Origin of the sequence: Lysobacter sp. yr284 (assembly GCF_900107375.1) — a bacterium.
Lineage (GTDB): Bacteria > Pseudomonadota > Gammaproteobacteria > Xanthomonadales > Xanthomonadaceae > Lysobacter.
In genome coordinates, this window is sequence record NZ_FNPT01000001.1 from 533,305 (window position 1) to 557,458 (window position 24,154).

The following is a 24,154-nucleotide window of genomic DNA, read 5'->3' on the forward strand; positions in this document are numbered from 1 at the left end:
GTCAGCCCTTCGCCAACGCGTCCGCGGCGCGGACGATGTCGTCGTCGCCCGGGATCACCAGGAACGCCGCGCCGGCCAGCGGCGTGTAGGTGTCCACGCCGACCACGCGCTGCAGCGGCACCCCGCCGAAACCGGCCTCGGCCAGCGCGGTGATCACGCCCTCGCCCACGCCGGCGCTGCGGCGGCCTTCGTCGACCACGATCGCGCGCTTGGCGCCGCGGGCCTGCTGCGCGATGTAGGCGTCGTTGAGCGGCACCAGCCAGCGCAGGTCGACCACGCGCGCCTTCCAGCCGTGCGCCTGCTCGATCCGGCGCGCGGCGCGCAGGCTCATCGGAACGCCGTTGCCGTAGGTGAAGATCACCAGGTCGTCGCCTTCGCTGCCGTCGTCGGGCGCATACACCCTGCCCTCGCCCAGCGTCATGGCCTGGTCCGGCGACGGATACGTCGTCAGCCACTTGCCGTCGCCGGCCTCGTACAGGTCCTTGGTCATGTACAACGCGATCGGCTCCAGGAACACGGCCACGCGGCCGTCGACCTTGGCCAGCGCGGTCAGGGTGCGCAGCATGGTCGCCGCGTCGTCGCCGCGCGAGGGGCAGCCGACCACCAGGCCGGGAATGTCGCGCAGCGCGGCGATCGAGTTGTCGTTGTGGAAGTGGCCGCCGAAGCCGCGCTGGTAGCCCAGGCCGGCGATGCGCACCACCATCGGGTTGCGGTACTGGTCGTTGCTGAAGAACTGCAGCGACGCCGCCTCGCCGCGCAGCTGGTCGCAGGCGTTGTGGAAGTAGGCCAGGTACTGGATTTCCGGGATCGGCAGCAGGCCGACGTTGGCGAAGCCCTGGGCCAGGCCGAGGATCATGGTCTCGTCGAGCAGGGTGTTGAACACCCGGCGCGGGCCGAACGCCTTCTGCAGGCCCTTGGTGACGGTGTAGACGCCGCCCTTCTGGGCCACGTCCTCGCCGAACAGCAAGGTCTCGGGGTACTTGGCGAACAGGTCGTGCAGGGCGTTGTTGATCTGGATCGCCAGGTGCCGCGGCGGCTGCGCCTCGGGCAGCTTGGCCTCGCTGCCGAAGGCCTGCAGGCGGCGCTCGGCGTAATCGGCGCGGGTGGCCTCGGCCTGGACCGCGGCCGGCGTGTACGGCGCCAGCGGCGCGATCACGTGTTCCAGCGTCTCGATCTTGGGCCGGCGGTCGGCGTCCTCGGCCGCGGCGAAGCAGCGCCGGCGCGTGGCCTCGTACAGCGCGAGCACTTCGTCCTTCGACATCAGCCCCGATTCCAGCGCGATCGCCGCCGAGCGCAACAACGGGTCGCTGGCCTCGACCGCGCACAGTTCCTCGACCGAACGCCACTCGATCTCGAAGTCGGTGCCGGCGTGGCCCATGATGCGGGTGGTGCGCAGGTGCAGGAAAGTCGGCCGGCGGGTGCGGCGGCAATGCTCGACCGCGCGCTGCACGTCGGCGTAGCCGCTGGCGAGGTCGAGGCCGTCGGCGGCGAAATAATCCAGCCCGTCCATGGTGCGGAAGCGGTTGCCGATCCAGCCGCCCGGGGTCTTCACCGAGATGCCGATGCCGTTGTCCTCGCACACGAACAGCACCGGCGCCGGCAGCTTCTGGTAGGCGGTCCAGGCGGCGGCGTTGAACGCGGTCTGGGCGGTGGCGTGGTTGGCGGAGGCGTCGCCGAACGAACAGATGGCGATGCTGTCGTCGGGGATCGGCAACGCGTGGCCGAGGCGGCGCGCGGTCTCGATGGCGACGGCGGTGCCCAGCGCCTTGGGCAGGTGCGAGGCGATGGTCGAGGTCTGCGGCAGCACCCACAACGGCTTGCTGCCCCACACCTTGTGGCGGCCGCCGGAAGCGGGGTCCTCGGCGCTGGCGGCGAACGACAGCGCCGAATCCATCACCGGGTCCATGCCCGGCAACTTGCGGAAGCGTTCGGCCATGAAGCCGCCGCTGCGGTAGTGCAGGAACGCCGGATCGGTGTGGCGGGTCGCGCGGGCGACCATCGCATTGCCTTCGTGGCCGCTGGAACCGATGGTGTAGAAGACCTTGTTCTGCACCCGCAGCACCCGCGCCATCAGGTCCAGGTGGCGGCTGATCAGCTGCGATTCGAACAACTCGCGAAAGCCGCGCGCGTCCAGCGCGCTGCCGTCGAGCACGGCTTCGCCGGGCGCCGGGCGCGCGTCGCTGCGGCCGTTCCAGGCCTTCACGAACTCGACGAAATTGAGGTCGCAGATCTCGGCCCGGTTGAGGCCCTTCATGCGCGCCGGGATCGGGCTCGCGACCGGGTTGAAGTTCGGCATCTGGCTGAAGATCGAAGACTGCGGTTGCGCTGACATCAGGGACTCCGCCGCCCTGTCCGGGCCGGCTCGACTAGGGGGAATTCAGGAGGAGCGATTGCTTTCGGCGATCCGCTGCGCGGCCTGCGCGTCGGGTTCGGGCAAGGCCACGAAGCGCGGCGTGGCGCGCACCCGCGCCAGCCACGAGGCGATCGCGGGATAGCCGTCCAGGCCGATGCCGCCGTGCGCGGCGACGTCGGTGTAGGCGAACAGGGCGATGTCGGCGATGCCGTAGCGCTCGCCGGTGAACCAGGCCGTACCCTGCAGGTGGCGCTCCATCACCGCCAGCGCCTGGTGTCCGCGCTCGCGCAGCGCCGGCAGGTCGGCGCGGCGCGGCGAATCCAGCGGCGTCCAGCCGGCGATGAAGCGGGCCACGGCGATGCTCGGCTCGTGGCTGTACTGCTCGAAGTTCATCCAGCTCAGCGCCTGCGCGCGCTGCCACAGATCGGCCGGCAGGAAATCGCTGCCGTCGGCCAGGTAGTAGAGGATCGCGTTGGATTCGCTGAGCGTGCGGCCGTCGCCGAAATCCACCACCGGCACCTTGCCGTTGGGATTGAGCGCGAGGAACTGCGCGGTGCGGGTCTCGCCGCGGCTGCTGTCGACTTCGACCCAGCGATAGCGTTCGCCGAGCTGCTCCAGCAGCAGGCGCAGCTTGTGGCAGTTGCCGGAGGGCGAGAAACCGTGGACGGTGATCATGCCGGCCCGGCTCCGCCCGCCTTGCGCCGCGCGCGCCATTCCTCGCGGCTCTGGCCCCAGACCTCCACTTCTTTCTCGTGGAAGGGTTCGGGCAGGCGGTCCTGGCGCAGGTAGCGCGAGCCGAGTTTGCGCGCCACGCCCTTGGAAGCGAGGTTGCCGGCGTCGATGGTGTGGATCACCTCGCTCCAGCCCAGGTGGTCGAAGGCCCAGTCGATGCTCGCGGCCGCGCCTTCGCTGGCGTAGCCCTGCCCGCCCGCGCTCTCGACGATGCCCCAGCCGACCTCGGTGCCCGGCCAGCCGTCCGGCTGCCACGGGCCGAGCCGGCCGATCCAGCGGCCCGAGGACTTTTCGAACACCGAGAAGAAACCGTAGCCGAGCGCGGCCCAGGAGCCGATCACCGACATCAGCCCGCGCCAAGCCACCGGCCGCGGCTGCGGGCCGCCGATGTACTGCAGGTAGTCGCCGGCGCTCATGAACTGCGCCCAGGCGTCGAAATCCTCCAGCCGCGGCGGGCGCAGGAGCAGGCGCGGGGTTTCCAGTTCGATGTCGGCGATCGTCATCATGGATCGGTTCCCCAGGAGCTCGCTTGGCGTTACTAAGCCCCGCTCCCGCTTGCGGGAGAGGGGTTGGGGTGAGGGCGCGCCAGCGCGCCGCGCGCCCTCATCCGGCCCTTCGGGCCGCCTTCTCGCGCAGGCGGGAGAAGGAAAAACCGCAATGCTCCCGCGTGCGGGAACGGTGCTTCAGAACGCGTTGATCCCGGTCAGCTCGCGGCCCACGACCAGCTGGTGCACGGTCTCGGTGCCCTCGTAGGTGATGACCGATTCCAGGTTCAGCGCGTGGCGGATCGCGCCGTGCTCGGTGGTGATGCCGGCGCCGCCGAGCAGGTCGCGGCACTCGCGCGCGATGTCGATGGCCATGCGGCAGTTGTTCCACTTCGCCAGGGAGACCTGGGTCGGCTGCATGTTGCCGGCGTCCTTCAGACGCCCCAACTGCACGACCAGCAGCTGCGCCATGGTGATGCGGCGCGCCATCTCGGCCATCTTGATCTGCGCCGACTGGGTCGCCGCGACCGGACGGCCGAACAGGATGCGCTCCTTGGTGTAGCCCAGCACTTCGTCGAGGCAGGCGATGGCCGCGCCGACCGGGCCCCAGGTGATGCCGTAGCGGGCCTGGGTCAGGCAGCCCAGCGGGCCCTTGAGGCCCTTGACGTTGGGCAGGCGGTTGGCGTCGGGCACGCGCACGTTGTCGAAGAACAGCGACGAGGTCACCGACGCGCGCAGGCTCATCTTGTGCTTGATCTCCTGGGCGGCGAAACCGGGCATGCCCTTCTCGACCACGAAGCCCTGGATGCCGTCCTCGGTCTGCGCCCAGACGATGGCGATGTCGGCGAGGTTGCCGTTGGTGATCCACATCTTGGAGCCGTTGAGGATCCAGTCCGCGCCGTCCTTCTTCGCGTTGGTCTTCATGTTGGCCGGGTCGGAACCGCCGTGCGGCTCGGTCAGGCCGAAGCAGCCGATGATCTCGCCCTTGGCCATGCCCGGCAGCCAGCGCATGCGCTGCTCTTCGCTGCCGTAGGCGTAGATCGGGTACATGCACAGCGAGGACTGCACGCTGACGAAGCTGCGGATGCCGCTGTCGCCGCGCTCGAGTTCCTGGCAGATCAGGCCGTAGCTGACCGCGTTGAGGCCGGCGCAGCCGTACTGCTCCGGCAGCGAGGAACCCAGCAGGCCGAGCTCGGCGATTTCCGGAACCAGCTCCTTGGGAAAGCGGCCCTGGTCGAAGGCGTCGCCGATGATCGGGATCACGCGTTCGTCGGTGAAGCGCGCCACGGTGTCCTGTACGGCGCGCTCCTCTTCGCTGAGCAGGGAACGGACGTCGTAGAGATCGTAGGGATGCAGGGCCATGGCGCGCCGGAGACCTGTTTTGGGCAGAAAGACGGCCATTGTAATGGTCGGGCGAAGCCGGGGTAAGGCCAGGGCTGGCGAATGGCCGGGCGCGACGCGCATGCGCCGGCGCACGTAAGCGGTTTCCGCGCGCGCCGGCGCACTCCGCGCCGACGCGCGGCGACGCTGTTTTCAAGGGGTTTTCGCCACACTCGCGAGCCGCCGCGAAATCGCGCCGACGCCCTGGCGCGGACCGCGCCGCGGTGCCGAAACGCATACCGCGGCGCCCTGCCGCGCAGAAAATTCATTCTTTCTCGAGGCCCTTGGCGCAAAAAAAAACGAGGCCGGTCGAGCCGGCCCCGTATTTGCGCGTTGGCTGCCGCGTCTTGCGCGGGCTTCGCTCAGCCGCGGCCCGGCGCCGCCAGCGCGGCGGTCTGGGTCACGACCTGACCGTTGACCACCGGCAGGCGCTGGGTCGGGCGCTCGTCCATGCGGACGGTCTGCTCCTGGCCCTGGTAGCGATAGGTCACGTTGTAGCCGACCACCTTGTTCTCCGAGCCCAGCGAAATGCGGCTGCCCGGCTTGGATTCGGTGCGCATGGTGCCGGTGGTGCCGTCGGGATTGCGGTAGGTCACGTTGTAGGCGACGACCTTGCTCGCCTGCGAGGTGTCGGACACGGTGTGGCACTGGCGCTCGGTGCGGTTGACCACGCGGCCGCCGACATGGTTGCGGTCGACGCGGTTGCCGATGAAGCCGCCGGCCACCGCGCCCGCAGCGGTCGCGGCCTTGCGGCCGTTGCCCTTGCCGACCTGGTTGCCGAGCAGGCCGCCGACCACCGCGCCGACCACGGTGCCGCCGACGTTGCCGTCGCGCTCGGGCAGACGTTCTTGCACCACTACGTCCTCGCATACTTCGCGCGGGGTCGAGACGGTGTTGGTCTCGCGCACCGGATCGGTGCCGATCACGGTCGCGTACAGCTTTTCCTTCTGGTTGATCGGCTTGACGTTGACTACGTCGGCGTAATCGACCTGCGGCTGGGTGTTGATCGCGCCGCTGGCGGCGAGGTCGCCGGCCGGGGTCGCGCCGTTGACGGCGTTCGGCATCTCCTGGCCCGGCGCGGGGGCCGGGGTCAGCGCCGCGACAGGAGCGGCGGCGGGCCCGCGGAAGCTCTGGAAAGCCGCGACCGCCACGCCGCCGACCAGCAGCGACGCGATAGCGACAGCAATCATGTTCTTGTTCATTTGGAGCCTCCTGCAGCGGGGGAACCGCGGTGGTCGTCGGTACGATCCTTACCGAATGTAAAGATCGCGTTGGGCTGGGTCATTCCACCACCGGAAAGCTGAACCGGTGCCTATTGAATCGAGTCTTTTTAGCGCCAATCTGTCCCCCGTATGAACCCTTCCGCCGGCACGTGCTAGCGTGTTTGCCAACTGCATCACAACCCGTTCACCGCCATGGCCAATCCGCTGCTCGCTCCCCTGATGGGTTTCCTCGGCCGCCTGAGCTATCCGCGGCTGTTCGTGCTGACCGCGACGCTGTTCGCGGTCGACCTGGTCGTTCCCGACTTCATCCCCTTCGTCGACGAACTCCTGCTCGGCCTGGGCACCCTGCTGCTGGCCAACTGGAAGAACCGCAAGCAGCCGCAGGCCGGCCGCATCGAGCCGCCGCCGGCGCCGCGCTGAGCGCCGCGGTGCTGATCGACAGCCACTGCCACCTCGACGCGCCCGAATTCGATCCGGACCGCGCCGAGGTGGTCGCGCGCGCCCGCGCCGCCGGCGTGGACGCGCAGGTGGTGCCGGCGATCGACGCGGCCGGCTGGCCGAAGCTGCGCGAAGTCTGCGCGGCCGCGCCGGGGCTGCATCCGGCCTACGGCCTGCATCCGATGTTCCTGGACTCGCACCGCCCCGAGCACCTGCCGCTGCTGGGCGAATGGCTGCAGCGCGAGCGCCCGTGCGCGGTCGGCGAATGCGGGCTGGACTACTACATCGAAGGGCTCGACCGCGAAACGCAGTCGCGGTACTTCGACGGCCAACTGGAACTCGCGCGCGAGTTCGACCTGCCGGTGATCGTGCATGCGCGCCACGCGGTCGACGCCACCCTCGCCGCGATCCGCCGGGTCGGCGGGCTGCGCGGCGTAGTGCACAGCTATTCGGGCAGCCAGGAGCAGGCGCAGCAGTTGTGGAAGCTCGGCTTCCTGCTCGGGCTCGGCGGCCCGGTCACCTACGAACGCGCGCAGCGGCTGCGGCGGATCGCCGCGACGATGCCGCTGGAATTCCTGCTGCTGGAGACCGACGCGCCGGACCAGCCCGATGCGGACATCCGCGGGCAGCGCAACGAGCCGGCGCGGCTGGCGGGGATTTGCGACACCATCGCGCAACTGCGCGCGGTGCCGGCCGACGAGATTGCGCGGGCGACGTCGGACAATGCGCGGCGGTTGTTCGGGCTGGATTCGTAAGCGCTCAAAGAAAAGCATCGGGACTGAGGTCCCTGCCACAAGAGCGAGCGACAGGCCCAAGCTCTTGTGGCAGGGACTTCAGTCCCGACGCCTTGCGCTCCGCTCGCCGCGAATCGAGCCGGAATCGAGCAGGAATCAGGCCGCCTGCGCCTTCGGCTTCAACAGGATCTCCAGCGCCCGCCCCACCGCCGCGAACGCGAACACCCCGGTGATGTGCGTCGCCGCGCCCAGCCCCGCGCCGCAGTCGAGCTTGAGCGCGGCATCGCCGTCGAGCTTGGGCCGCAGCCCGCACACCGTGCCGTCGGGCTGCGGGTACTTGACGTTCTCCAGCGAATAGATCGCCGACACGCCGAAGTAGCGGCTGGCGTTCTTGGGGAAGTTGAACTCGCTGCGCAGCTTCTTGCGGATCAGCGCCAGCATCGCGTCGTGCTCGGTGCGCGAGAGGTCGCGCACTCGGATCAGGGTCGGGTCGGTGCGGCCGCCGGCCGAGCCGACCGCGATCACCGGCAGCTTGCGCCGCCGGCACCAGGCGATCAGCTCGACCTTGCTGCGGAAGCTGTCGCAGGCGTCCAGCACAAGGTCGAAGCCGCGGTCGAGCAGTTCCGACAGGTTGGACGGGGTCAGGAAACTCTGCACCGCATCGACCTCGATCCCGGGATTGATCGCGCGGCAGCGCTCGGCCATCGCCTCGACCTTGGCCCGGCCGTACTGGCCGGCCAGCGCCGGCAACTGGCGATTGGTGTTGGACACGCACAGGTCGTCGGCGTCGATCAGGGTCAGGTGGCCGATGCCGGTGCGCGCCAGCGCCTCCACCGCCCACGAGCCGACCCCGCCCATGCCGACCACGGCCACCCGGCACTGGCGGAAGCGGGCGACGGCGCCCTGGCCGTAGAGGCGGTCGATGCCGGAGAAGCGTTCTTGCCAGAGGGTGTCGGCGGCGGATTCGGAAGCGATGGCGTTCATCGCGCCATTGTAAAGGCCGCGGCCACGCGCGCCCGCCGCGGCGGCGGAAAGCAGCGAGCCATCGGCGCGGCCGCTGGCGCCGCTTCGCGCCGCGCGCGCCGGCGCCCCGCCCGCCCGCAGGCCTGCGCCGACGCCGGCCGCCGCGGGCGCGCAGCGCCGCGCGCCCGTGTGATCGGAAGCTCACATCCGCGCGTGCTATCGTGCCGCGATCTTGGATGGAGGCCAGGCAATGAGCGACACCCAGCCCACCGCCGCCGCGCCGAAGCGCAAAGGCAATGGTTCGAAGTATCTGTTCCTGTTCCTGATCGGCCTGGTCGGCGGCGTCATCGCCACGGTCATGGCGATGCGCGCGCTCGACCAGCGCAAGGACCATTTCCCCGACAGCGTCATGCACGTGCAGGCCTGGCACCTGGGCGAGCTCAGCGGCAAGGTCAAGCAGAACCGCTGCGCGGCCACCGACACGCTGCCGCACATCAAGGCGCTGCGCACGATGGCCGACGACCTCGATCCGGCCTTCCCCTCGCTCAAGGACGACCAGCGCTTCTCCCAGCATTCGGCCAAGATGCGCGCCGCGCTCGACAACGCGCTGGCCAATCCGCCGGTCAGCTGCGCCGGCGTGACCACGGTGGCCGAGCAGATCGGCGAAGCCTGCAAGGCCTGCCATCAGGATTTCCGCGGCTGAGCCGGGCGCGCATCCGCGATTGAACCGGTAGCGACGAACGGCGCGGCCCTTGCGGGTCGCGCCGTTCGCTTGTGCGTCCGCGCGGCGTTGCGCCGCCGCCCCGCTTCAAGCTGAACGCGCACTCAAACCGGTGCTCGCGGGGCGCCGAAATTGAACACCTGTTCACGCAACGACTTATAGCTTGGCAAGCGCGTGGCGACGGTCGCCACATCGCATGCACAAGCGCAGGAGCCTGGAATGAATACCAAGAACATCCGTTTGTTGGGCGTCGCGGCTGCGGCTTCGCTCGCCCTCGCCGGTTGCGCGACTTCGCCGGGCTATGGTGGTGGCGGTTACGGCGGCGGCGGCGGCGGTTACAACAACTATCCGCAGCAGCCGCAGCCCGGTTACGGCGACCAGAACCGCTGCTACGACTGCGGCGTGGTCACCCGGATCGAACAGATCAGCACCCAGGGCACCGCGCCCAGCGCCACCGGCGCCGTGCTCGGCGGCCTGGTCGGCGCCGTGGCCGGCCGCAAGATCGCCGACGACCACACCGACAGCAAGGGCCGCAAGAACAGCGCCACCGTGGCCGGCGCGGTCGCCGGCGCGGTCGCCGGCAACGCGATCCAGAACCGGGTCGGCGCGCCGAGCTACAACGTCTATGTGCGCATGGACGACGGCCGCACCCAGGTGGTCACCCAGAAGGACCTCGACGGCATCCGCGAGAACACCTACGTGCGCGTCGCCAACGGCCGCGCCTACATCCGCTGAGCCGCGCGCCTGCGCGGCGCGCGATGAAACAATGTAACGAAGAAAAACGGCCCGCATCACGGGCCGTTTTTCTTGTGCGTCCGCGAAGTTTCCGGTTCACGAAGGCCATCACGATTGGCCGCGGAACTAATGCACCAAACGCCGTGCGCCCCCGATTGCGCCTGCGCTAGCGTCGTGCGGTCCGCGCCGCGGGCCCAGCCAACGCAAGTCAACGCAACACCGGGAGAGTCGCAATGAAACTTCGCATCGTGCATGTGGTTTCCGTGGGCGCCGTGTTGTCCGGCGCGATCGCCGCCGCCGTCGCCACGCCGCCGTCGGCGACGCAGAACAATCCGCTGCGCATCGGCATGGTCGCGGTGACCGGCAACGCCGACGACTTCCTGGGCGCGGTCGAGGTCAGCGTGACCAACACCAGCAAGAAGGCGGTACGCCTGCCCAAGTGGCAGCTGCCGTCGGACGAGTTCGACGCCAAGCTGTTCTCGATCAGCTACAACGGCGCGCCGGTCGCCTATGAAGGCCGGATGGTCAAGCGCGGCCTGCCGACCGCGGCGGACTTCGCGATCCTGCAGCCGGGCGAGACCGTGCGCCGCATCGTCGACCTCTCGGCCGGCTACGACCTCTCGCGCACCGGCCAGTACGTGGTGACCTTCCGCGCGCCGCTGCAGCACGCCTCCACCTCCGACCGGGTCATGCTGCAGCAGGCCAACGGCCTGCCGATGAGCGCGCAGAGCGCGCCGCTGCAGCTGTGGGTGGACGGCATCGACCAACTCGGCGGGGCCAAGGTCGCCGCGGCGAAGAAGCCGGTCGGCCCGACCGCGGTCGTCAACGGCGTCAACTACGTCGGCTGCACCACCGCGCGCACCAGTTCGGCCGGCCAGGCCGTGGTGCAGGCGCGCGCCTACGCCGAGAACGCCAAGGGCTATCTCAACGGCGGCACCGTCGGCCCGCGCTACACCACCTGGTTCGGCGCCTACACCTCCAGCCGCTACTCGACCGCGCGCTCGCACTTCCAGGCCATCGACACCGCGCTGGACCAGAACAACGGCCAGATCACCATCAACTGCGGCTGCACCAGCAGCGCCTACGCCTACGTGTATGCGAACCAGCCGTACCAGATCTACGTGTGCAACGCGTTCTGGAACGCGCCGCTGACCGGCACCGACTCCAAGGCCGGCACCCTGGTCCACGAGATGAGCCACTTCACCGTCGTCGCCGGCACCGACGATCACGCCTACGGCCAGGCCGCGGCCAAGAGCCTGGCGACCAGCAACCCGACCAACGCGCTCGACAACGCCGACAACCACGAGTACTTCGCCGAGAACACCCCCTTCCAGAACTGAGTCGTCCCCACAAGCCACGCGCGACCGGCGGCCGATGCCGTCCGCCGCATCCAGGCTGCCAGCGGCCCGCCGTGTGCGGGCCGCTTTTTTTGTGCCTGGCCTCAACCCCACTGCGCAGTACTGGACGTTGGATTTCCACGAGCCGACGCAGGGATGCGCACAGTCCGCAGGAGGCGGCGGGAACGACGCGGGAAACGAGGCCCGCGACGTGCCCGCAGACAGGCTCGGCGTGCAAGCGAGGGCACGCAGCGATACCGGTGCGGGGCGAGGACGGGTCGCCGGGATCGCATTGAGCGGCACAGGGAAGGTGCTGGCGGCCATGGACGGCCGCTGCGGCCGCCGGGGACCAGGACGGTCCCCGGCGCTTTTGTCTCTACGGTGCGCACCGACCGATACGACCCACGCCGGCGGCCGTTCGCAGCACGGGCGAGAGAGACGTCGGCGGCGGCCGATGCCGCTTCGCGAACGCGGCAACAGCGCCGCGAGCGCCGGCCGCGAAATCCGCATTTGTGATAGCGATCAAGAGTATACGAAAAGAAAAACCCGGCCGAAGCCGGGTTTCCCTAAGTTGCGCGCCGAACGTGCGGCAGCGCAGCATCGCACCGATGGTGCGTCTTACATCGGCTCGACCGCGTCGGCCTGCAGGCCCTTCTGGCCCTGGACCACGGTGAACGAGACCTTCTGGCCTTCCTTCAGGCTCTTGAAGCCCTGGGACTGGATCGCGCGGAAATGGACGAACACATCTTCGCCGTTTTCGCGGCTGATGAAGCCGAAACCCTTGGCGTCGTTGAACCACTTGACGGTTCCGATCTCTTTACCGGACATCGCTACTCTCTCCTTGATACGTGGTGTTGTTGGCGCGAACGCGCGCGTGCTGGTTGCAAGGAGGAAGCGAGGTGCAACGATGTAGCGGATCGGTGGATCAACCGCATCGGGCCACGATTCACGGTGACCCTTGGCAAACGCAGCGCCCGCAACGTACCCCGACATGGGCCAAAATGCAAACCACTTCGGACCGCCTGTCCGCTTAGGGATTACGCATGAATTTGGATGGCTTTTATTACATTCTCGCCGCGTTTCTGGTGCTGGTCGGCATCGCCGGGACGGTCCTGCCGGCACTGCCCGGCCTGCCCCTGGTGTTCGTCGGGATGCTGCTGGCTTCGTGGGTGTCCAAGTTCGAAAAAGTGGGCTGGATCACATTGACGATCCTGGGCCTGCTGACGGTGCTGTCGATGGTGGTCGACTTCGCCGCCACCGCGATGGGGGCCAAGCGGGTCGGGGCCAGCAAGCTGGCGATCGTCGGCTCGGTGATCGGCACGTTCGCCGGCTTGTTCTTCGGCCTGATCGGGGTGTTCGTCGGCCCGTTCGTGGGCGCGCTGGTCGGCGAGTGGATCCACACCCGCCAGCTCGACCAGGCCACCAAGGTCGGCATCGGCACCTGGGTCGGGATCATCGTCGGCACCGTGTTCAAGCTCGGGCTGGCCTTCGCCATGGTCGGCGCGTTCGCCATCGCCTGGTTCGTGTGAGCGCGGCCCGCGCCGCCGATCCGCATTAACGGTTCACACCGCATTCGCGCGGCAGTGCAAGACTCCTGCTCCGCAGGCCGAGCGCCTGCGTTCGAACGCCTCTTCACCGGACGCCCCACCCCATGCGCTATTCCCGCTCCTTCCTGACGACCGCGCTGGCCGCCGCGCCGCTGCTGGCGCCGGCGCAGACCGCGCCGCAACCGGCCACCGCGCAGGCCTGCGTGGCGATCACCGTCGACGCCGACCGCCTGGCCTGCTACGACGCGGCGCTGGGCCGGCAAGGCGGCGACGTGCGCAACGCCGACATCGCCGCGCGCGAAGCCAAGGCGATCCAGCGCAATCTCGAACTCGGCGACGAACTCGCCGGCCAGCCCAAGCCCGGCGTGGTCGAGCGCGCGCGCCAGGCCGCCGCCGGCGGCGTGTTCGCGCACGACGCGCCGCTCGCCGACGCCATCGCCAACGCCGGCAAGGGCGGCCTGCTCGACAGCCGCTGGGAACTGGCCAAGGACTCCAAGCTGGGCCTGTTCAATTTCCGCGCCTACAAGCCGGTGTACCTGCTGCCGGTGTTCTGGAACGACAACCCGAACACGCGGCCGCACTCGCCCAACCCGCGCAACACGGTGAGCGAGCCGCAGTCGCTGGACAGCGTCGAGACCAAGTTCCAGATCAGCTTCAAGACCAAGGCGGTGGAGAACCTGTTCGGCGACAACGGCGACGTGTGGATGGGCTACACCCAGTCCTCGCGCTGGCAGGTCTACAACGCCGAGGACTCGCGTCCGTTCCGCGAGACCAACTACGAGCCGGAAGTGTTGCTGGTGTTCCGCAACAACTACCGCATCGGCGACTGGAAGGGGCGCATGTTCGCGGTCGGCCTGAACCACCAGTCCAACGGCCGCGCCGACCCGCTCTCGCGCAGCTGGAACCGGGTGATGTTCAACATCGGCCTGGACCGCGAGGACTGGGCGCTGACGCTGCGGCCGTGGTACCGCATCTCCGACGGCAACGACGACGACAATCCCGACATCGAGGACTACATGGGTCGCGGCGACCTGACCCTGGTCCATCGCCGCGGCGGCCACGAGTTCTCGCTGATGGCGCGGCATTCGCTGCGCGGCGGCGACCGCTCGCACGGCGCGCTGCAGTTCGACTGGGGCTTCCCGATCCACAACCAGCTGCGCGGGCACCTGCAGGTCTTCGACGGCTATGGCGAGAGCCTGATCGACTACAACCACAAGGCCACTTACATCGGCCTGGGCATCTCGTTGCTCGAGTGGTACTGAACCGGCCGTAGTCCCCTGTAGGAGCGGCGCGAGCCGCGACCGCGACAACGCAGCTGCGACGAACGTTGCGGCGTGGTTGCATTGTCGCGGTCGCGGCTCGCGCCGCTGCTACAGGGGCGCGTCCGTCGACGCCGGCGAAACGATCGCCGCCGCGCGGACAAAACACAGGAACTGCGACACCGTCGGCCCTGCCGCGCAGGTAGCCCGCGCTACCCTGCCCCGCCCTGACGGAGATCCCGATGAAGATGCGGCGCATCCTCTGCCTGGACGGCGGCGGCATCCGCGGTCTGGTGAGCTGCCACTGGCTGGCCGGCGTCGAGCAGGCGCTGGCGCAGGCGGGAAAGGCGCAGGCCGCGCAGACCGGCGAGCGCGCCGGCGGCCGCCGCCACGGCCTGCTCGACCGCTTCGACCTCCTCGCCGGCAGCTCCACCGGCGCGCTGGTGGCCTGCGGGCTGGCGGCCGGCTTCTCCCCCGACGCGCTGGCGCAGCTGTACCGCGACCAGCGCCATACGATCTTTCCCAATCTCGCCGGGCGGTTGTGGTCGCGCGCCAACCGCCTGGTCAGCGACGGCTTCTCGGCGCCGCGCTACGACGGCACCGGGATCGAACAGGTGCTGCGCAAGGTGTTCGGCAAGACCACGCTGGGCCAGCTCAAGGCGCCGGTGCTGGTGACCAGCTACGACACGATCTCGCGCACGCCGGTGATCTTCAAGAGCTTCGACCCCAAGCACCGCGACCTGCCGGTGTGGGAGGTCTGCCGCGCCTCGACCGCGGCGCCGACCTATTTCCCGGCGCACCCGATGAAGGTGGAAGGCCGGCACTGCGCGCTGATCGACGGCGGCGTGGTCGCCAACAATCCCACCGCCTGCGCGATCGCCGAAGCGCTGCGCAAGGACGCCAAGGTCGACAACAGCCGCGATCTGGTGGTGCTGTCGGTCGGCACCGGCGAGCGCACCCGCAGCATCAGCCTGGAGTCGGCGCGGACCTGGGGCGCGCTGGAATGGGCGGTGCCGATCATCGACGTGCTGTTCGACGGCAACACCGACTCGGTGGATTACATCGCCCGGCAGTTGGTCGGCGATGGGTACTACCGGATGCAGGCCGAGCTGCTGGTCGGGCTGGACGATCTGGACGACACCAGCGAGACCAATGTGCTGGCGTTGGAGACGTTGGCGAAGGAGTACCTGACCCGGCCGGCGACGAAGAAGATGTTGGCGCAGTTGGCGAAGAAGCTTTAGCCGTCGCGCAGGCGCCGCTTCAATCGGTGGTCCGCGGTGGTTGGATTGGCGCGGTCGCGGCTTGCGCCGCTCCTGCATGGCCTACCTGTAGGAGCGGCGCAAGCCGCGACCGCGAATCGGCAACTGCTGCGAGACCGGCTTCTTGCGCCGAAACGACGACACCCGGCCTAGGCCGGGCGTCTGGCAATCGCATCGCGGTACGGTCGAACTTACTCGACCACCACCGGAATCTTGCCGATCCGCGCCTGCCACTCCTTCGGCCCGGTCTTGTGCACCGATTCGCCGGTGCTGTCGACCGCGACCGTCACCGGCATGTCCTGCACGGTGAATTCGTAGATCGCTTCCATGCCCAGGTCGGCGAAGCCGACCACGCGCGAGGCCTTGATCGCCTTCGACACCAGGTACGCCGCGCCGCCGACCGCCATCAGATACACCGAGCGATGCTTCTTGATCGCATCGATGCCGGCCGGGCCGCGTTCGGCCTTGCCGACCATGCCGAGCAATCCGGTCTGCGCCAGCACCTGTTCGGTGAACTTGTCCATGCGCGTGGCCGTGGTCGGGCCGGCCGGGCCGACCACTTCGTCGCGCACCGGATCGACCGGGCCGACGTAATAGATGAAGCGGCCCTTGAAATCGACCGGCAGCGCTTCGCCCTTGTTGAGCATGTCGACCATGCGCTTGTGCGCGGCGTCGCGGCCGGTCAGCAGCTTGCCGTTGAGCAACAGCACTTCGCCGGGCTTCCAGCTTGCGACGTCGTCCGGGGTCACCGTGTCGAGGTCGACGCGACGGCCCTTGGACGCGTCGTAGGTCAGCGTCGGCCAGTCTTCCAGCGACGGCGGGTCGAGCATCACCGGGCCGCTGCCGTCGAGGGTGAAGTGCGCGTGGCGGGTGGCCGCGCAGTTCGGGATCATCGCCACCGGCAGGTTGGCGGCGTGGGTCGGGTAGTCCTTGACCTTGATGTCGAGCACCGTGGTCAGGCCGCCCAGGCCCTGCGCGCCGATGCCGAGCGCGTTGACCTTTTCGTACAACTCCAGGCGCAGTTCCTCGGCGCGATTGCTCGCGCCGCGGGCCTGCAGCTCGACGATGTCGATCGGCTCCATCAGCGCTTCCTTGGCCAGCAGCATCGCCTTCTCGGCGGTGCCGCCGATGCCGATGCCGAGCATGCCCGGCGGGCACCAGCCCGCGCCCATGGTCGGCACGGTCTTGAGCACCCAGTCGACGATGGAATCGGATGGGTTGAGCATCGCGAACTTCGACTTCGCCTCCGAACCGCCGCCCTTGGCCGCGACGATGACGTCGACGGTGTTGCCCGGCACGACCTTGACGTTGACGACCGCCGGCGTGTTGTCGCGGGTGTTGGCGCGCTTGCCGGCCGGATCGGCCAGCACACTCGCGCGCAGCTTGTTGTCGGGGTGGTTGTAGGCGCGGCGCACGCCCTCGTTGACCATGTCCTCCACGCCCATGGTCGCGCCGTCCCAGCGCACGTCCATGCCGATTTCCAGGAACACGGTGACGATGCCGGTGTCCTGGCAGATCGGCCGGTGGCCCTCGGCGCACATGCGCGAGTTGATCAGGATCTGGGCGATGGCGTCCTTGGCCGCCACGCTTTCCTCGCGCTCGTAGGCGGCGGCGAGGTTCTTGATGTAGTCGACCGGGTGGTAGTAGCTGATGTACTGCAGGGCATCGGCGACGGACTGGATCAGGTCGTCCTGGCGGACGACCACGGGGCCGCGGGAAGCGGTCGAAGACGAAGGTGCGGTCACGGCGGGCGTAAGGCTGGCGGTGGGGACGGCTATTCTACCCGTCCGGCCTTGCCGGCGGCCCCGGCCGCCTGATTTGGGCCCAGCCCTCTGCGGAAAACAACGTCCCATGAGCTATCAGCCGCCGAAATCGCCGACCTCCGCGCCGGCCCAGTCCCCGTTCAACCCGGCCTGGCTGCTGGCCGGGCTGGTCGCCAGTTCCATCGCCGGCGTCGGCTCGCTGCTGCTGGTGCCGCAGTTCAGCCAGGTCTGGGCTTCGTTCGGCGCCGAGTTGCCGGCGCTGACCGCCTGCTTGCAGGCTTACCCCTGGGCGCCGTGCCTGTTGCCGGTGGCGGTGCTGGCGGTCTGGGTCGCCGCGCCACGCGCGCGGCGCGACCGCTGGGCCTGCGCGTTCGGCGTTTTCGCGGGCATGGCGGCGATCGCGCTGATGCTGGTGGCGCTGTATCTGCCGATCTTCGTGCTCGCCTCATAGATCTGAGCCGCGTCGATCCAGCCAGGAAGCGGCCCGCCCCGACCGGAGCGGGCCGCGCCGGCATCACTGCGGGCAGGCGTCGAGCACGCAGGAACGCCACTGCAGTTCGCAGTAGTACGCGCCGGCGCCGTGTTCCTGCTCGCACTCGCGCTGCATGTCGTAGCAGTACACGCCGCCGGCGCAGACGATCAGGTCGCGCGGCGCGGCGGTCGCGCCGAAGGCGAACGCGAAGGCGAACAGGGCCAGGGCGAGGCCGGCGCGGCGGGTCTTGAGCATGGCGAACGATTTCATTCGAACTCTCCTTTTCGATGACGGTTGCGGTGCGGTATGGGCCGGCCTCGGGCGCGGCCCCGGCGCTGCGGGTTTACTGCGGGCAGGCATCGAGCACGCAGCCGCGCCACAGGCGGTCGCAGAACGCCGCGCTCCTGCCCGAATCCAGGCACGGCTGGCGCACTTCGGCATCGCAGTAGACGCCGCCGCCGCAGACGATGATGTCGCGCGAGGCCGCGGTCGCGCCGAACGCGAACGCGAAGGCGAACGCCGCCAGCGCGGCGGTCGCGCGCCAGCGCTTGAGCGGCGCAGGCAGTTGCTTCAAGGTCATTCGAACTCTCCTTTTCGTGGCGAACCGGCCGAGCCGCGGCCGGGCGCTCCGCGCGGAGCGCGCAGTTACCTTACCCGCGCGCCCGCCGGGCGCGACCTGTCAGTAACCACAGCCCGAATGTTCGAAACCGCGACGGCGCGCATGAAGGCGGCGCGCGCCGCATCGCCGCCGGCCGCCACGGCGCCGTGACGCCGCCGCGCCGCGGGACTTGGCAGAATCGCGACATGAGCCGACCCGACCCCGCCCCTCCCGCACCGTCCGACCCGGCCCGCGCCGCCGGCCACGGCGGCAAGCCCAGCCTGCGCGAGCGCTTCGACGCGCTGCGCAACCTGCCGCCGTTCCTGCGCCAGATCTGGGCGACCAGCCCGACGCTGACCCTGATCACCCTCGGCCTGCGCCTGGTCCGCGCGCTGGTGCCGATCGCGACCTTGTACGTCGGCAAGCTGATCATCGACGAGGCGGTGCGCCTGGTCGCCTCCGGCGTGCACGTGGATTCGCTGGCCCAGGCCTGGAACGGCGGCCAGCTCGACACCCTGGCCGCGTTGCTGCTGCTCGAATTCGGCCTGGCGGTCGGCTCCGACCTGCTCGGGCGGGTGATCGGCTACGGCGACCAGCTGCTCTCGGAACTGTTCACCAACGCCACCAGCGTGCGCCTGATGGAGCACGCCGCGACCCTGGACCTGGAGGACTTCGAGGACCCCGACCTGCAGGACCGCCTCGACCGCGCGCGCCGGCAGACGGTGGGGCGGATGAGCCTGATGAGCCAGTTGTTCGGCCAGGTCCAGGACACCGTCACCGTGATCAGCTTCGCCGTCGGCCTGCTGGTCTACGCGCCCTGGCTGATCGCGCTGCTGGCGGTGGCGCTGATCCCGGCCTTCGTCGGCGAAGCCCACTTCAACGCGCTGGGCTATTCGCTCAACTACGCCTGGACCCCGGAACGGCGCCAGCTCGAATACGTGCGCCAGATGGGCGCCAGCGTGGAAACGGCCAAGGAGGTGAAGATCTTCAACCTCCACCGCTTCCTGATCGCGCGCTATCGCCAGCTCGCCGACAAGTTCTTCGCCGCCAACCGCGCCCTCGCTCGCCGCCGCGCGCTGTGGGGCACGGTGCTGGCCGGGCTGGGCACGCTGGGTTACTACGTCGCCTACGCCTACATCGCCTGGCGCACGGTCAAGGGCGATTTCAGCATCGGCGACCTCACTTTCCTGGCCGGCAGCTTTCGCCGCCTGCGCCAATTGCTCGAAGGGCTGTTGGTCGGCTTCTCGCAGGTCGCCGGGCAGGCGCTGTACCTCGACGACCTGTTCTCGTTCTTCCGGATCGAGCCGGAGATCGCCTCGCCGGCCGACGCCGCGGCGGTGCCGCAGCCGATCCGCAGCGGCTTCGTGTTCGACAACGTGGGTTTCCGCTATCCCGACGCCGAGCACTGGGCGCTGCGCGGGCTGAGCTTCGAGTTGCGCGCCGGCGAAGTGCTGGCCCTGGTCGGCGAGAACGGCGCCGGCAAGACCACCCTGGTCAAGCTGCTGGCGCGGCTGTACGACCCCGACGAGGGCCGCATCCTGCTCGACGGCCGCGACCTGCGCGAGTACGACCTCGACCAGCTGCGCGCGAGCATCGGCGTGATCTTCCAGGACTTCGTCCGCTACCACCTCACCGCCGGCGAGAACATCGGCGTCGGCCAGATCGACGCGATGGACGACGGCGAGCGCATCCGCGAGGCGGCGCGGCGCTCGATGGCCGACGAGGTGATCCAGTCGCTGCCGATGGGCTACGACCAGCAGATCGGCCGGCGCTTCAAGACCGGCGTGGACCTGTCCGGCGGCCAGTGGCAGAAGATCGCGATCGCGCGCGCCTACATGCGCGACGCGCAGGTGATGATCCTCGACGAACCGACCGCGGCGCTGGACGCGCGCGCCGAGTTCGAGGTGTTCCAGCGCTTCAAGGAGCTCTCGCGCGACAAGACCGCGGTGTTGATCTCGCACCGCTTCTCCAGCGTGCGCATGGCCGACCGCATCCTGGTGCTGGCGCAGGGGCGGCTGGAAGCCAGCGGCACCCACCATGAGTTGCTGGCGCAGGGCGGGCGCTATGCGGAGTTGTTCGAGTTGCAGGCGGCGGGGTATCGGTGAGCGGAGGCATGCGGCCGTTTGCGCGGCCGTTGCGGCGGTGCGGGCACAGGCGGATGGCGGCATAGGCGAAGGTTCGCGGTCGCGGCTCGCGCCGCTCCTGCAGGGAGCCCCTGTAGGAGCGGCGCGAGCCGCGGCCGCGCCGGTGCGACCGCTGCGCCCGCAGGCAAGCGCAAACACACGTCGAATTGTCCCGCCCCGCGCGCCGGGCTATGGTCGGGGCCACGCCCTCAGCGCCCTGGAGCGATGCATGACTTTATACCTACGCCGCGGCGCCCTCGCCGCCGCCCTGCTGTTCGGCCTCACCGCCTGCCACAGCGGCAACGACGCCGCGGCCGCCGCAGCCGCAGCCAAACCCGCGCCCAAGCAGGTGGCGACCCACAGCGTCCCCAGCGACCTGGGCGAACTGCGCGTCACCGAAGTCGCCAGCGGCCTGGAGCATCCCTGGGCGGTCGCGCTGCTGCCCGACGGCGGTTTCCTGGTCACCGAACGTGCCGGCCGCCTGCGCCGAGTGGGCGCCGACGGCGCGATCTCCGCGCCGCTGAAGAACGTGCCCGAGGTCTGGGCGCAGGGCCAGGGCGGCCTGCTCGACGTGGTGCTGGCGCCGGACTTCGCCAGCAGCCAGCGCATCTATCTCAGCTACGCCGAGCCCGGCCCCGACGGCAGCGCCGGCACCGCGGTGGCGACCGCCACGCTCGGCGCGGACGCGCTGGGCGAGGTGAAGCGGATCTACCAGCAGCAGCCCAAGCTGGTCGGCCCGAATCATTTCGGCTCGCGCATCGCCTTCGACGGCAAGGGCCACGTGTTCATCACCCAGGGCGAGCGCCAGCAGCGCATGGCCTCGCAGGAGCTGGACAAGCTGCAGGGCAAGCTGGTGCGGCTGAATCTCGACGGCAGCGTGCCGGCCGACAATCCCTTCGTCGGCCGCAGCGACGCGCGCGCGGAAATCTGGAGCTACGGCCACCGCAACATGCAGTCGCTGGCGGTGGACCCGCGCACCGGCACCGTGTGGGAAGCCGAGCACGGCCCGCGCGGCGGCGACGAGATCAACCTGCCGCAGCCCGGCAAGAACTACGGCTGGCCGATCGTCACCCACGGCATCGACTACAGCGGATTGAAGATCGCCGAGGCCGAGGGCAAGGAAAAGCCCGGCATGGAACCGCCGTACCACGTGTGGGAGAAATCGCCGGCGCTGTCGGGCATGGCCTTCTACACCGGGCACGCCGGCTCGGCCTGGAACGACAGCCTGTTCCTGGGCGCGCTGTCGGACGGCAGCCTGATCCGGCTGAGCCTGGACGGCGACAGGATCGTCGACGAAGAACGGCTGCTCAAGCCGCTGGGCTGGCGCATCCGCGACGTACGCGTGTCGGCCGACGGCAAGGTGTATGCGCTGACCGACGAGAGCGAGGGCAAGTTGCTGCGGATCGAGCCGCCCAAGGCGAAGTGACGGCGGTGGCGGCGCGGTAGGACGGGGGCGTCGCCGTCGGATGTTCGCGGTCGCGGCTCGCGCCGCTCCTACATGGAGCCCCTGTAGGAGCGGCGCGAGCCGCGACCGCGACAAGCCAACCACCGCGAACCTCCCGCGACCGCCAACGAAAAAGCCGCCCGCAGGCGGCTTTTTCGTTTGTACGCGACGCGACGCTCAGGACTTCTGCTTGGCCCTGGCGAACGCATCCGCCAACGCCCCGCCGAGCGGCGCGCTGCCCTTGCCCGGCGGCGCGAACGAACCGCCGCGCTGCTGCGGCTGGTCGCGACGCCCGCCGCCGCGCGGGCCGCCGCGGTCGTTGCGCGGCTCGACGCCGCCGCCGCGTTCGCCGGGCGCGCGCGGCGCCGGCACCGCGTCGTCCAGGCGCCGGGTCAGGGCGATGCGCTTGCGCGGGATGTCCACTTCCAGCACCCGCACCTTGACCACGTCGCCGGCCTTGACCACATCGCGCGGGTCCTTGACGTACTTGTCCGACAACGCCGAGATGTGGATCAGGCCGTCCTGGTGCACGCCGATGTCGACGAACGCGCCGAATGCGGCGACGTTGCTGATCACGCCTTCCAGGATCATGCCGACTTGCAGGTCCTTGAGGTCCTCGACGCCGTCGGCGAACTTCGCCGCCTTGAACTCCGGGCGCGGATCGCGGCCGGGCTTTTCCATTTCCTTGAGGATGTCGCGCACGGTCGGCACGCCGAACTTCTCGTCGGTGTACGGCTCCGGCTTCAGGCTGCGCACGAACTGCGGATCGCCGAGCAACTGCTTCACCTCGCGCCCGCACTGCTTGACGATGCGCTCGACCACCGGATACGCCTCCGGGTGCACGGCCGAGGCGTCCAGCGGCTCGTCGCCGTCGACGATGCGCAGGAAGCCGGCGCACTGTTCGAAGGTCTTCTCGCCCAGGCGCGGCACCTTGAGCAGTTCCTTGCGGGTCTTGAACGGGCCGTTTTCGTCGCGGTGGCGGACGATGTTCTCGGCCACGGTCGAGGACAGGCCCGACACCCGCGCCAGCAACGGCGCCGAGGCGGTGTTGACCAGCACGCCGACCGCGTTCACGCAGTCCTCCACGCGCGCATCCAGCGCGCGCGCCAGCCGGTACTGGTCGACATCGTGCTGGTACTGGCCCACGCCGATCGCCTTGGGCTCGATCTTGACCAGTTCGGCCAGCGGGTCCTGCAGGCGCCGCGCGATCGACACCGCGCCGCGGATGCTCACGTCCAGATCCGGAAACTCCTTCGAAGCGAATTCCGACGCCGAATACACCGACGCGCCGGCTTCGCTGACCACGGCCTTGGTCAGCTTGGCATCGGCCATCAGCTTGATCAGATCGCCGGCGAGCTTGTCGGTTTCGCGCGACGCGGTGCCGTTGCCGATCGCGATCAGCTCGACCCCGTGCTTGAGGCACAGCGCGCGCATCGTATGCAGCGACTGGTCCCACTGCTTGCGCGGCTCGTGCGGGTAGATGGTGTCGTGGGCGACGAACTTGCCGGTGGCGTCGACCACCGCGACCTTGACCCCGGTGCGCAGGCCCGGATCGAGCCCGAGCACCGCGCGCGGACCGGCCGGCGCGGCCAGCATCAGGTCCTTGAGGTTGTCGCCGAACACTTCGATCGCCTCGGCTTCGGCTTTTTCGCGCGCCTGGCCGAACAGGTCCAGCAGCAGGTGCAGGTGCAGCTTGGCGCGCCAGGTCAGGCGGCAGCAGTCGAGCAGCCAGCGGTCGCCCGCACGGCCCTCGTCGCGGATGCCGGCGTTGAACGCCACCCGGCCTTCGCCTTGCTGGTGGCCGGCTTCGGCGTCGCTGCCCGGGTCGAGGTCGAGGAACAAAATCTCTTCGCGGCGCGCGCGGAACAGCGCCAGCAAACGATGCGAGGGAATCTTGGCCAGCGATTCGGCATGGTCGAAGTAGTCGCGGTACTTGGCGCCTTCGTTCTCCTTGCCCTCGGCCACGCGCGCGCGGATCACCCCGACCTCGCTGAGCCAGCCGCGCAGTTCGCCGACCAGCTTGGCGTCTTCGGACCAGCGCTCCATCAGGATCGCGCGCGCGCCGTCGAGCGCGGCCTTGACGTCGGCGACCTGCTTCTCTTCGCTGACGAACCCGGCGGCGTAGTCCTCGGGCTTGAGCGTCGGATCGGCCAGCAGCGCATCGGCCAGCGGCTCCAGCCCGGCCTCGCGCGCGATCTGCGCCTTGGTCCGGCGCTTGGGCTTGTACGGCAGGTACAGGTCTTCCAGCCGCGCCTTGCTGTCGGCGGCCTCGATGTCGGCGCGCAGCTCGTCGCTGAGCTTGCCCTGCTCGGCGATGCTCTCCAGCACCGCGGCGCGGCGGTCTTCCAGCTCGCGCAGGTAGCGCAGGCGCGATTCCAGGTCGCGCAGTTGGATGTCGTCGAGGCCGCCGGTGACTTCCTTGCGGTAACGGGCGATGAACGGAACCGTGGCGCCTTCGTCGAGCAGGCCGACCGCGGCCTGGACCTGCGAGGTTTGGGCGCTGATCTCGCCGGCGATGAGCTGGGCGATCTTGCGGGCGATCTGTGCGGACTGCGCGTTCTGGTCTTGCATCGTTTCCAATCGTCTAG

The 24,154-nt window shown here is 69.5% G+C and carries 21 protein-coding genes and 1 pseudogene; 11 read left to right on the forward strand and 11 right to left on the reverse strand.

What is annotated here, in order from left to right; translation table 11 throughout:
- Position 1: 1 nt before the first annotated feature.
- From BLV01_RS02180 to BLV01_RS02200, 5 genes are all read right to left on the reverse strand, one after another.
- Positions 2 to 2,296: a thiamine pyrophosphate-dependent enzyme gene (locus BLV01_RS02180; protein WP_091793624.1), complete on the reverse strand. Its 2,295-nt coding sequence runs from the start codon at positions 2,294 to 2,296 to the stop codon at positions 2 to 4.
- An 81-nt stretch (positions 2,297 to 2,377) separates the two neighbouring features.
- Positions 2,378 to 3,028, reverse strand: coding sequence for a glutathione S-transferase family protein (locus BLV01_RS02185; RefSeq protein WP_091794607.1), 651 nt, complete (start codon positions 3,026 to 3,028; stop codon positions 2,378 to 2,380).
- Positions 3,025 to 3,588: a GNAT family N-acetyltransferase gene (locus BLV01_RS02190; RefSeq protein ID WP_091794609.1), complete on the reverse strand. Its 564-nt coding sequence runs from the start codon at positions 3,586 to 3,588 to the stop codon at positions 3,025 to 3,027. The genes BLV01_RS02185 and BLV01_RS02190 overlap by 4 nt, the downstream gene beginning before the upstream one ends.
- Positions 3,589 to 3,768: 180 nt before the next feature.
- A complete protein-coding gene (locus tag BLV01_RS02195) occupies positions 3,769 to 4,932 on the reverse strand; it encodes an acyl-CoA dehydrogenase family protein (RefSeq protein ID WP_091793626.1) in 1,164 nt (387 codons plus the stop codon).
- A 380-nt stretch (positions 4,933 to 5,312) separates the two neighbouring features.
- Positions 5,313 to 6,152: a glycine zipper 2TM domain-containing protein gene (locus BLV01_RS02200; RefSeq protein ID WP_091793628.1), complete on the reverse strand. Its 840-nt coding sequence runs from the start codon at positions 6,150 to 6,152 to the stop codon at positions 5,313 to 5,315.
- A 213-nt stretch (positions 6,153 to 6,365) separates the two neighbouring features.
- Between BLV01_RS02200 and BLV01_RS02205 the strand changes: the two genes are divergently transcribed.
- Both BLV01_RS02205 and BLV01_RS02210 read left to right on the forward strand, forming a co-directional pair.
- Positions 6,366 to 6,593, forward strand: a complete 228-nt coding sequence (locus tag BLV01_RS02205) for a DUF6116 family protein (RefSeq protein ID WP_091793630.1) — start codon at positions 6,366 to 6,368, stop codon at positions 6,591 to 6,593.
- Positions 6,594 to 6,604: 11 nt separating this feature from the next.
- The gene (locus BLV01_RS02210) at positions 6,605 to 7,366 is read left to right on the forward strand and encodes a TatD family hydrolase (RefSeq protein WP_091794611.1); all 762 of its coding nucleotides are present in this window, start codon (positions 6,605 to 6,607) and stop codon (positions 7,364 to 7,366) included.
- Positions 7,367 to 7,501: 135 nt separating this feature from the next.
- Here BLV01_RS02210 and tcdA read toward each other — a convergent pair whose 3' ends face one another.
- Entirely contained in the window at positions 7,502 to 8,329 is an 828-nt protein-coding gene (tcdA, locus tag BLV01_RS02215) for a tRNA cyclic N6-threonylcarbamoyladenosine(37) synthase TcdA (protein ID WP_091793632.1), read from the reverse strand.
- Positions 8,330 to 8,558: 229 nt separating this feature from the next.
- Here tcdA and BLV01_RS02220 point away from each other — a divergent pair, with 229 nt between their 5' ends.
- The 3 genes from BLV01_RS02220 to BLV01_RS02230 all read left to right on the forward strand — a co-directional run bounded on the left by BLV01_RS02220 (position 8,559) and on the right by BLV01_RS02230 (position 11,104).
- On the forward strand, positions 8,559 to 9,011 hold the full coding sequence (locus tag BLV01_RS02220) for a cytochrome c (protein ID WP_091793634.1): 453 nt from the start codon (positions 8,559 to 8,561) through the stop codon (positions 9,009 to 9,011).
- A gap of 237 nt (positions 9,012 to 9,248) precedes the next feature.
- Entirely contained in the window at positions 9,249 to 9,764 is a 516-nt protein-coding gene (locus tag BLV01_RS02225) for a glycine zipper 2TM domain-containing protein (protein ID WP_091793636.1), read from the forward strand.
- Between the two features lie 233 nt (positions 9,765 to 9,997).
- Entirely contained in the window at positions 9,998 to 11,104 is a 1,107-nt protein-coding gene (locus BLV01_RS02230) for a M35 family metalloendopeptidase (RefSeq protein WP_091793638.1), read from the forward strand.
- 615 nt (positions 11,105 to 11,719) lie between these two features.
- Here the strand turns inward: BLV01_RS02230 and BLV01_RS02235 are convergent.
- Complete coding sequence (locus tag BLV01_RS02235; protein WP_057948016.1) at positions 11,720 to 11,929, reverse strand: cold-shock protein; 210 nt, start codon at positions 11,927 to 11,929, stop codon at positions 11,720 to 11,722.
- 215 nt (positions 11,930 to 12,144) lie between these two features.
- Here BLV01_RS02235 and BLV01_RS02240 point away from each other — a divergent pair, with 215 nt between their 5' ends.
- From BLV01_RS02240 to BLV01_RS02250, 3 genes are all read left to right on the forward strand, one after another.
- Positions 12,145 to 12,630: a DUF456 domain-containing protein gene (locus BLV01_RS02240; RefSeq protein ID WP_091793640.1), complete on the forward strand. Its 486-nt coding sequence runs from the start codon at positions 12,145 to 12,147 to the stop codon at positions 12,628 to 12,630.
- Between the two features lie 122 nt (positions 12,631 to 12,752).
- Positions 12,753 to 13,910: a phospholipase A gene (locus tag BLV01_RS02245; protein ID WP_091793642.1), complete on the forward strand. Its 1,158-nt coding sequence runs from the start codon at positions 12,753 to 12,755 to the stop codon at positions 13,908 to 13,910.
- 239 nt (positions 13,911 to 14,149) lie between these two features.
- Positions 14,150 to 15,148 carry a patatin-like phospholipase family protein gene (locus tag BLV01_RS02250; protein WP_091793644.1) on the forward strand — a complete coding sequence of 333 codons (999 nt, stop codon included), beginning with the start codon at positions 14,150 to 14,152 and terminating at the stop codon, positions 15,146 to 15,148.
- A 209-nt stretch (positions 15,149 to 15,357) separates the two neighbouring features.
- Here BLV01_RS02250 and BLV01_RS02255 read toward each other — a convergent pair whose 3' ends face one another.
- A complete protein-coding gene (locus tag BLV01_RS02255; protein WP_175485740.1) occupies positions 15,358 to 16,872 on the reverse strand; it encodes a fumarate hydratase in 1,515 nt (504 codons plus the stop codon).
- Positions 16,873 to 17,017: 145 nt separating this feature from the next.
- On the opposite strand from BLV01_RS02255, the gene BLV01_RS02260 reads away from it, so the two are divergent.
- Positions 17,018 to 17,380: a hypothetical protein gene (locus BLV01_RS02260; RefSeq protein WP_091793647.1), complete on the forward strand. Its 363-nt coding sequence runs from the start codon at positions 17,018 to 17,020 to the stop codon at positions 17,378 to 17,380.
- A 63-nt stretch (positions 17,381 to 17,443) separates the two neighbouring features.
- On the opposite strand, the gene BLV01_RS02265 is transcribed toward BLV01_RS02260, so the two are convergent.
- Positions 17,444 to 17,671 carry a hypothetical protein gene (locus tag BLV01_RS02265; protein WP_254782481.1) on the reverse strand — a complete coding sequence of 76 codons (228 nt, stop codon included), beginning with the start codon at positions 17,669 to 17,671 and terminating at the stop codon, positions 17,444 to 17,446.
- A 73-nt stretch (positions 17,672 to 17,744) separates the two neighbouring features.
- Positions 17,745 to 17,981, reverse strand: a complete 237-nt coding sequence (locus BLV01_RS02270; RefSeq protein WP_091793649.1) for a hypothetical protein — start codon at positions 17,979 to 17,981, stop codon at positions 17,745 to 17,747.
- A 224-nt stretch (positions 17,982 to 18,205) separates the two neighbouring features.
- Here BLV01_RS02270 and BLV01_RS02275 point away from each other — a divergent pair, with 224 nt between their 5' ends.
- Together BLV01_RS02275 and BLV01_RS02280 are read left to right on the forward strand one after the other, a co-directional pair.
- Positions 18,206 to 20,104 carry an ABC transporter ATP-binding protein gene (locus tag BLV01_RS02275; RefSeq protein ID WP_091793651.1) on the forward strand — a complete coding sequence of 633 codons (1,899 nt, stop codon included), beginning with the start codon at positions 18,206 to 18,208 and terminating at the stop codon, positions 20,102 to 20,104.
- 247 nt (positions 20,105 to 20,351) lie between these two features.
- The gene (locus tag BLV01_RS02280) at positions 20,352 to 21,548 is read left to right on the forward strand and encodes a PQQ-dependent sugar dehydrogenase (protein WP_091793653.1); all 1,197 of its coding nucleotides are present in this window, start codon (positions 20,352 to 20,354) and stop codon (positions 21,546 to 21,548) included.
- A 399-nt stretch (positions 21,549 to 21,947) separates the two neighbouring features.
- Here the strand turns inward: BLV01_RS02280 and BLV01_RS02285 are convergent.
- A pseudogene (locus BLV01_RS02285) lies at positions 21,948 to 24,137 on the reverse strand (Tex family protein); the annotation flags it as partial.
- Positions 24,138 to 24,154: the final 17 nt, after the last annotated feature.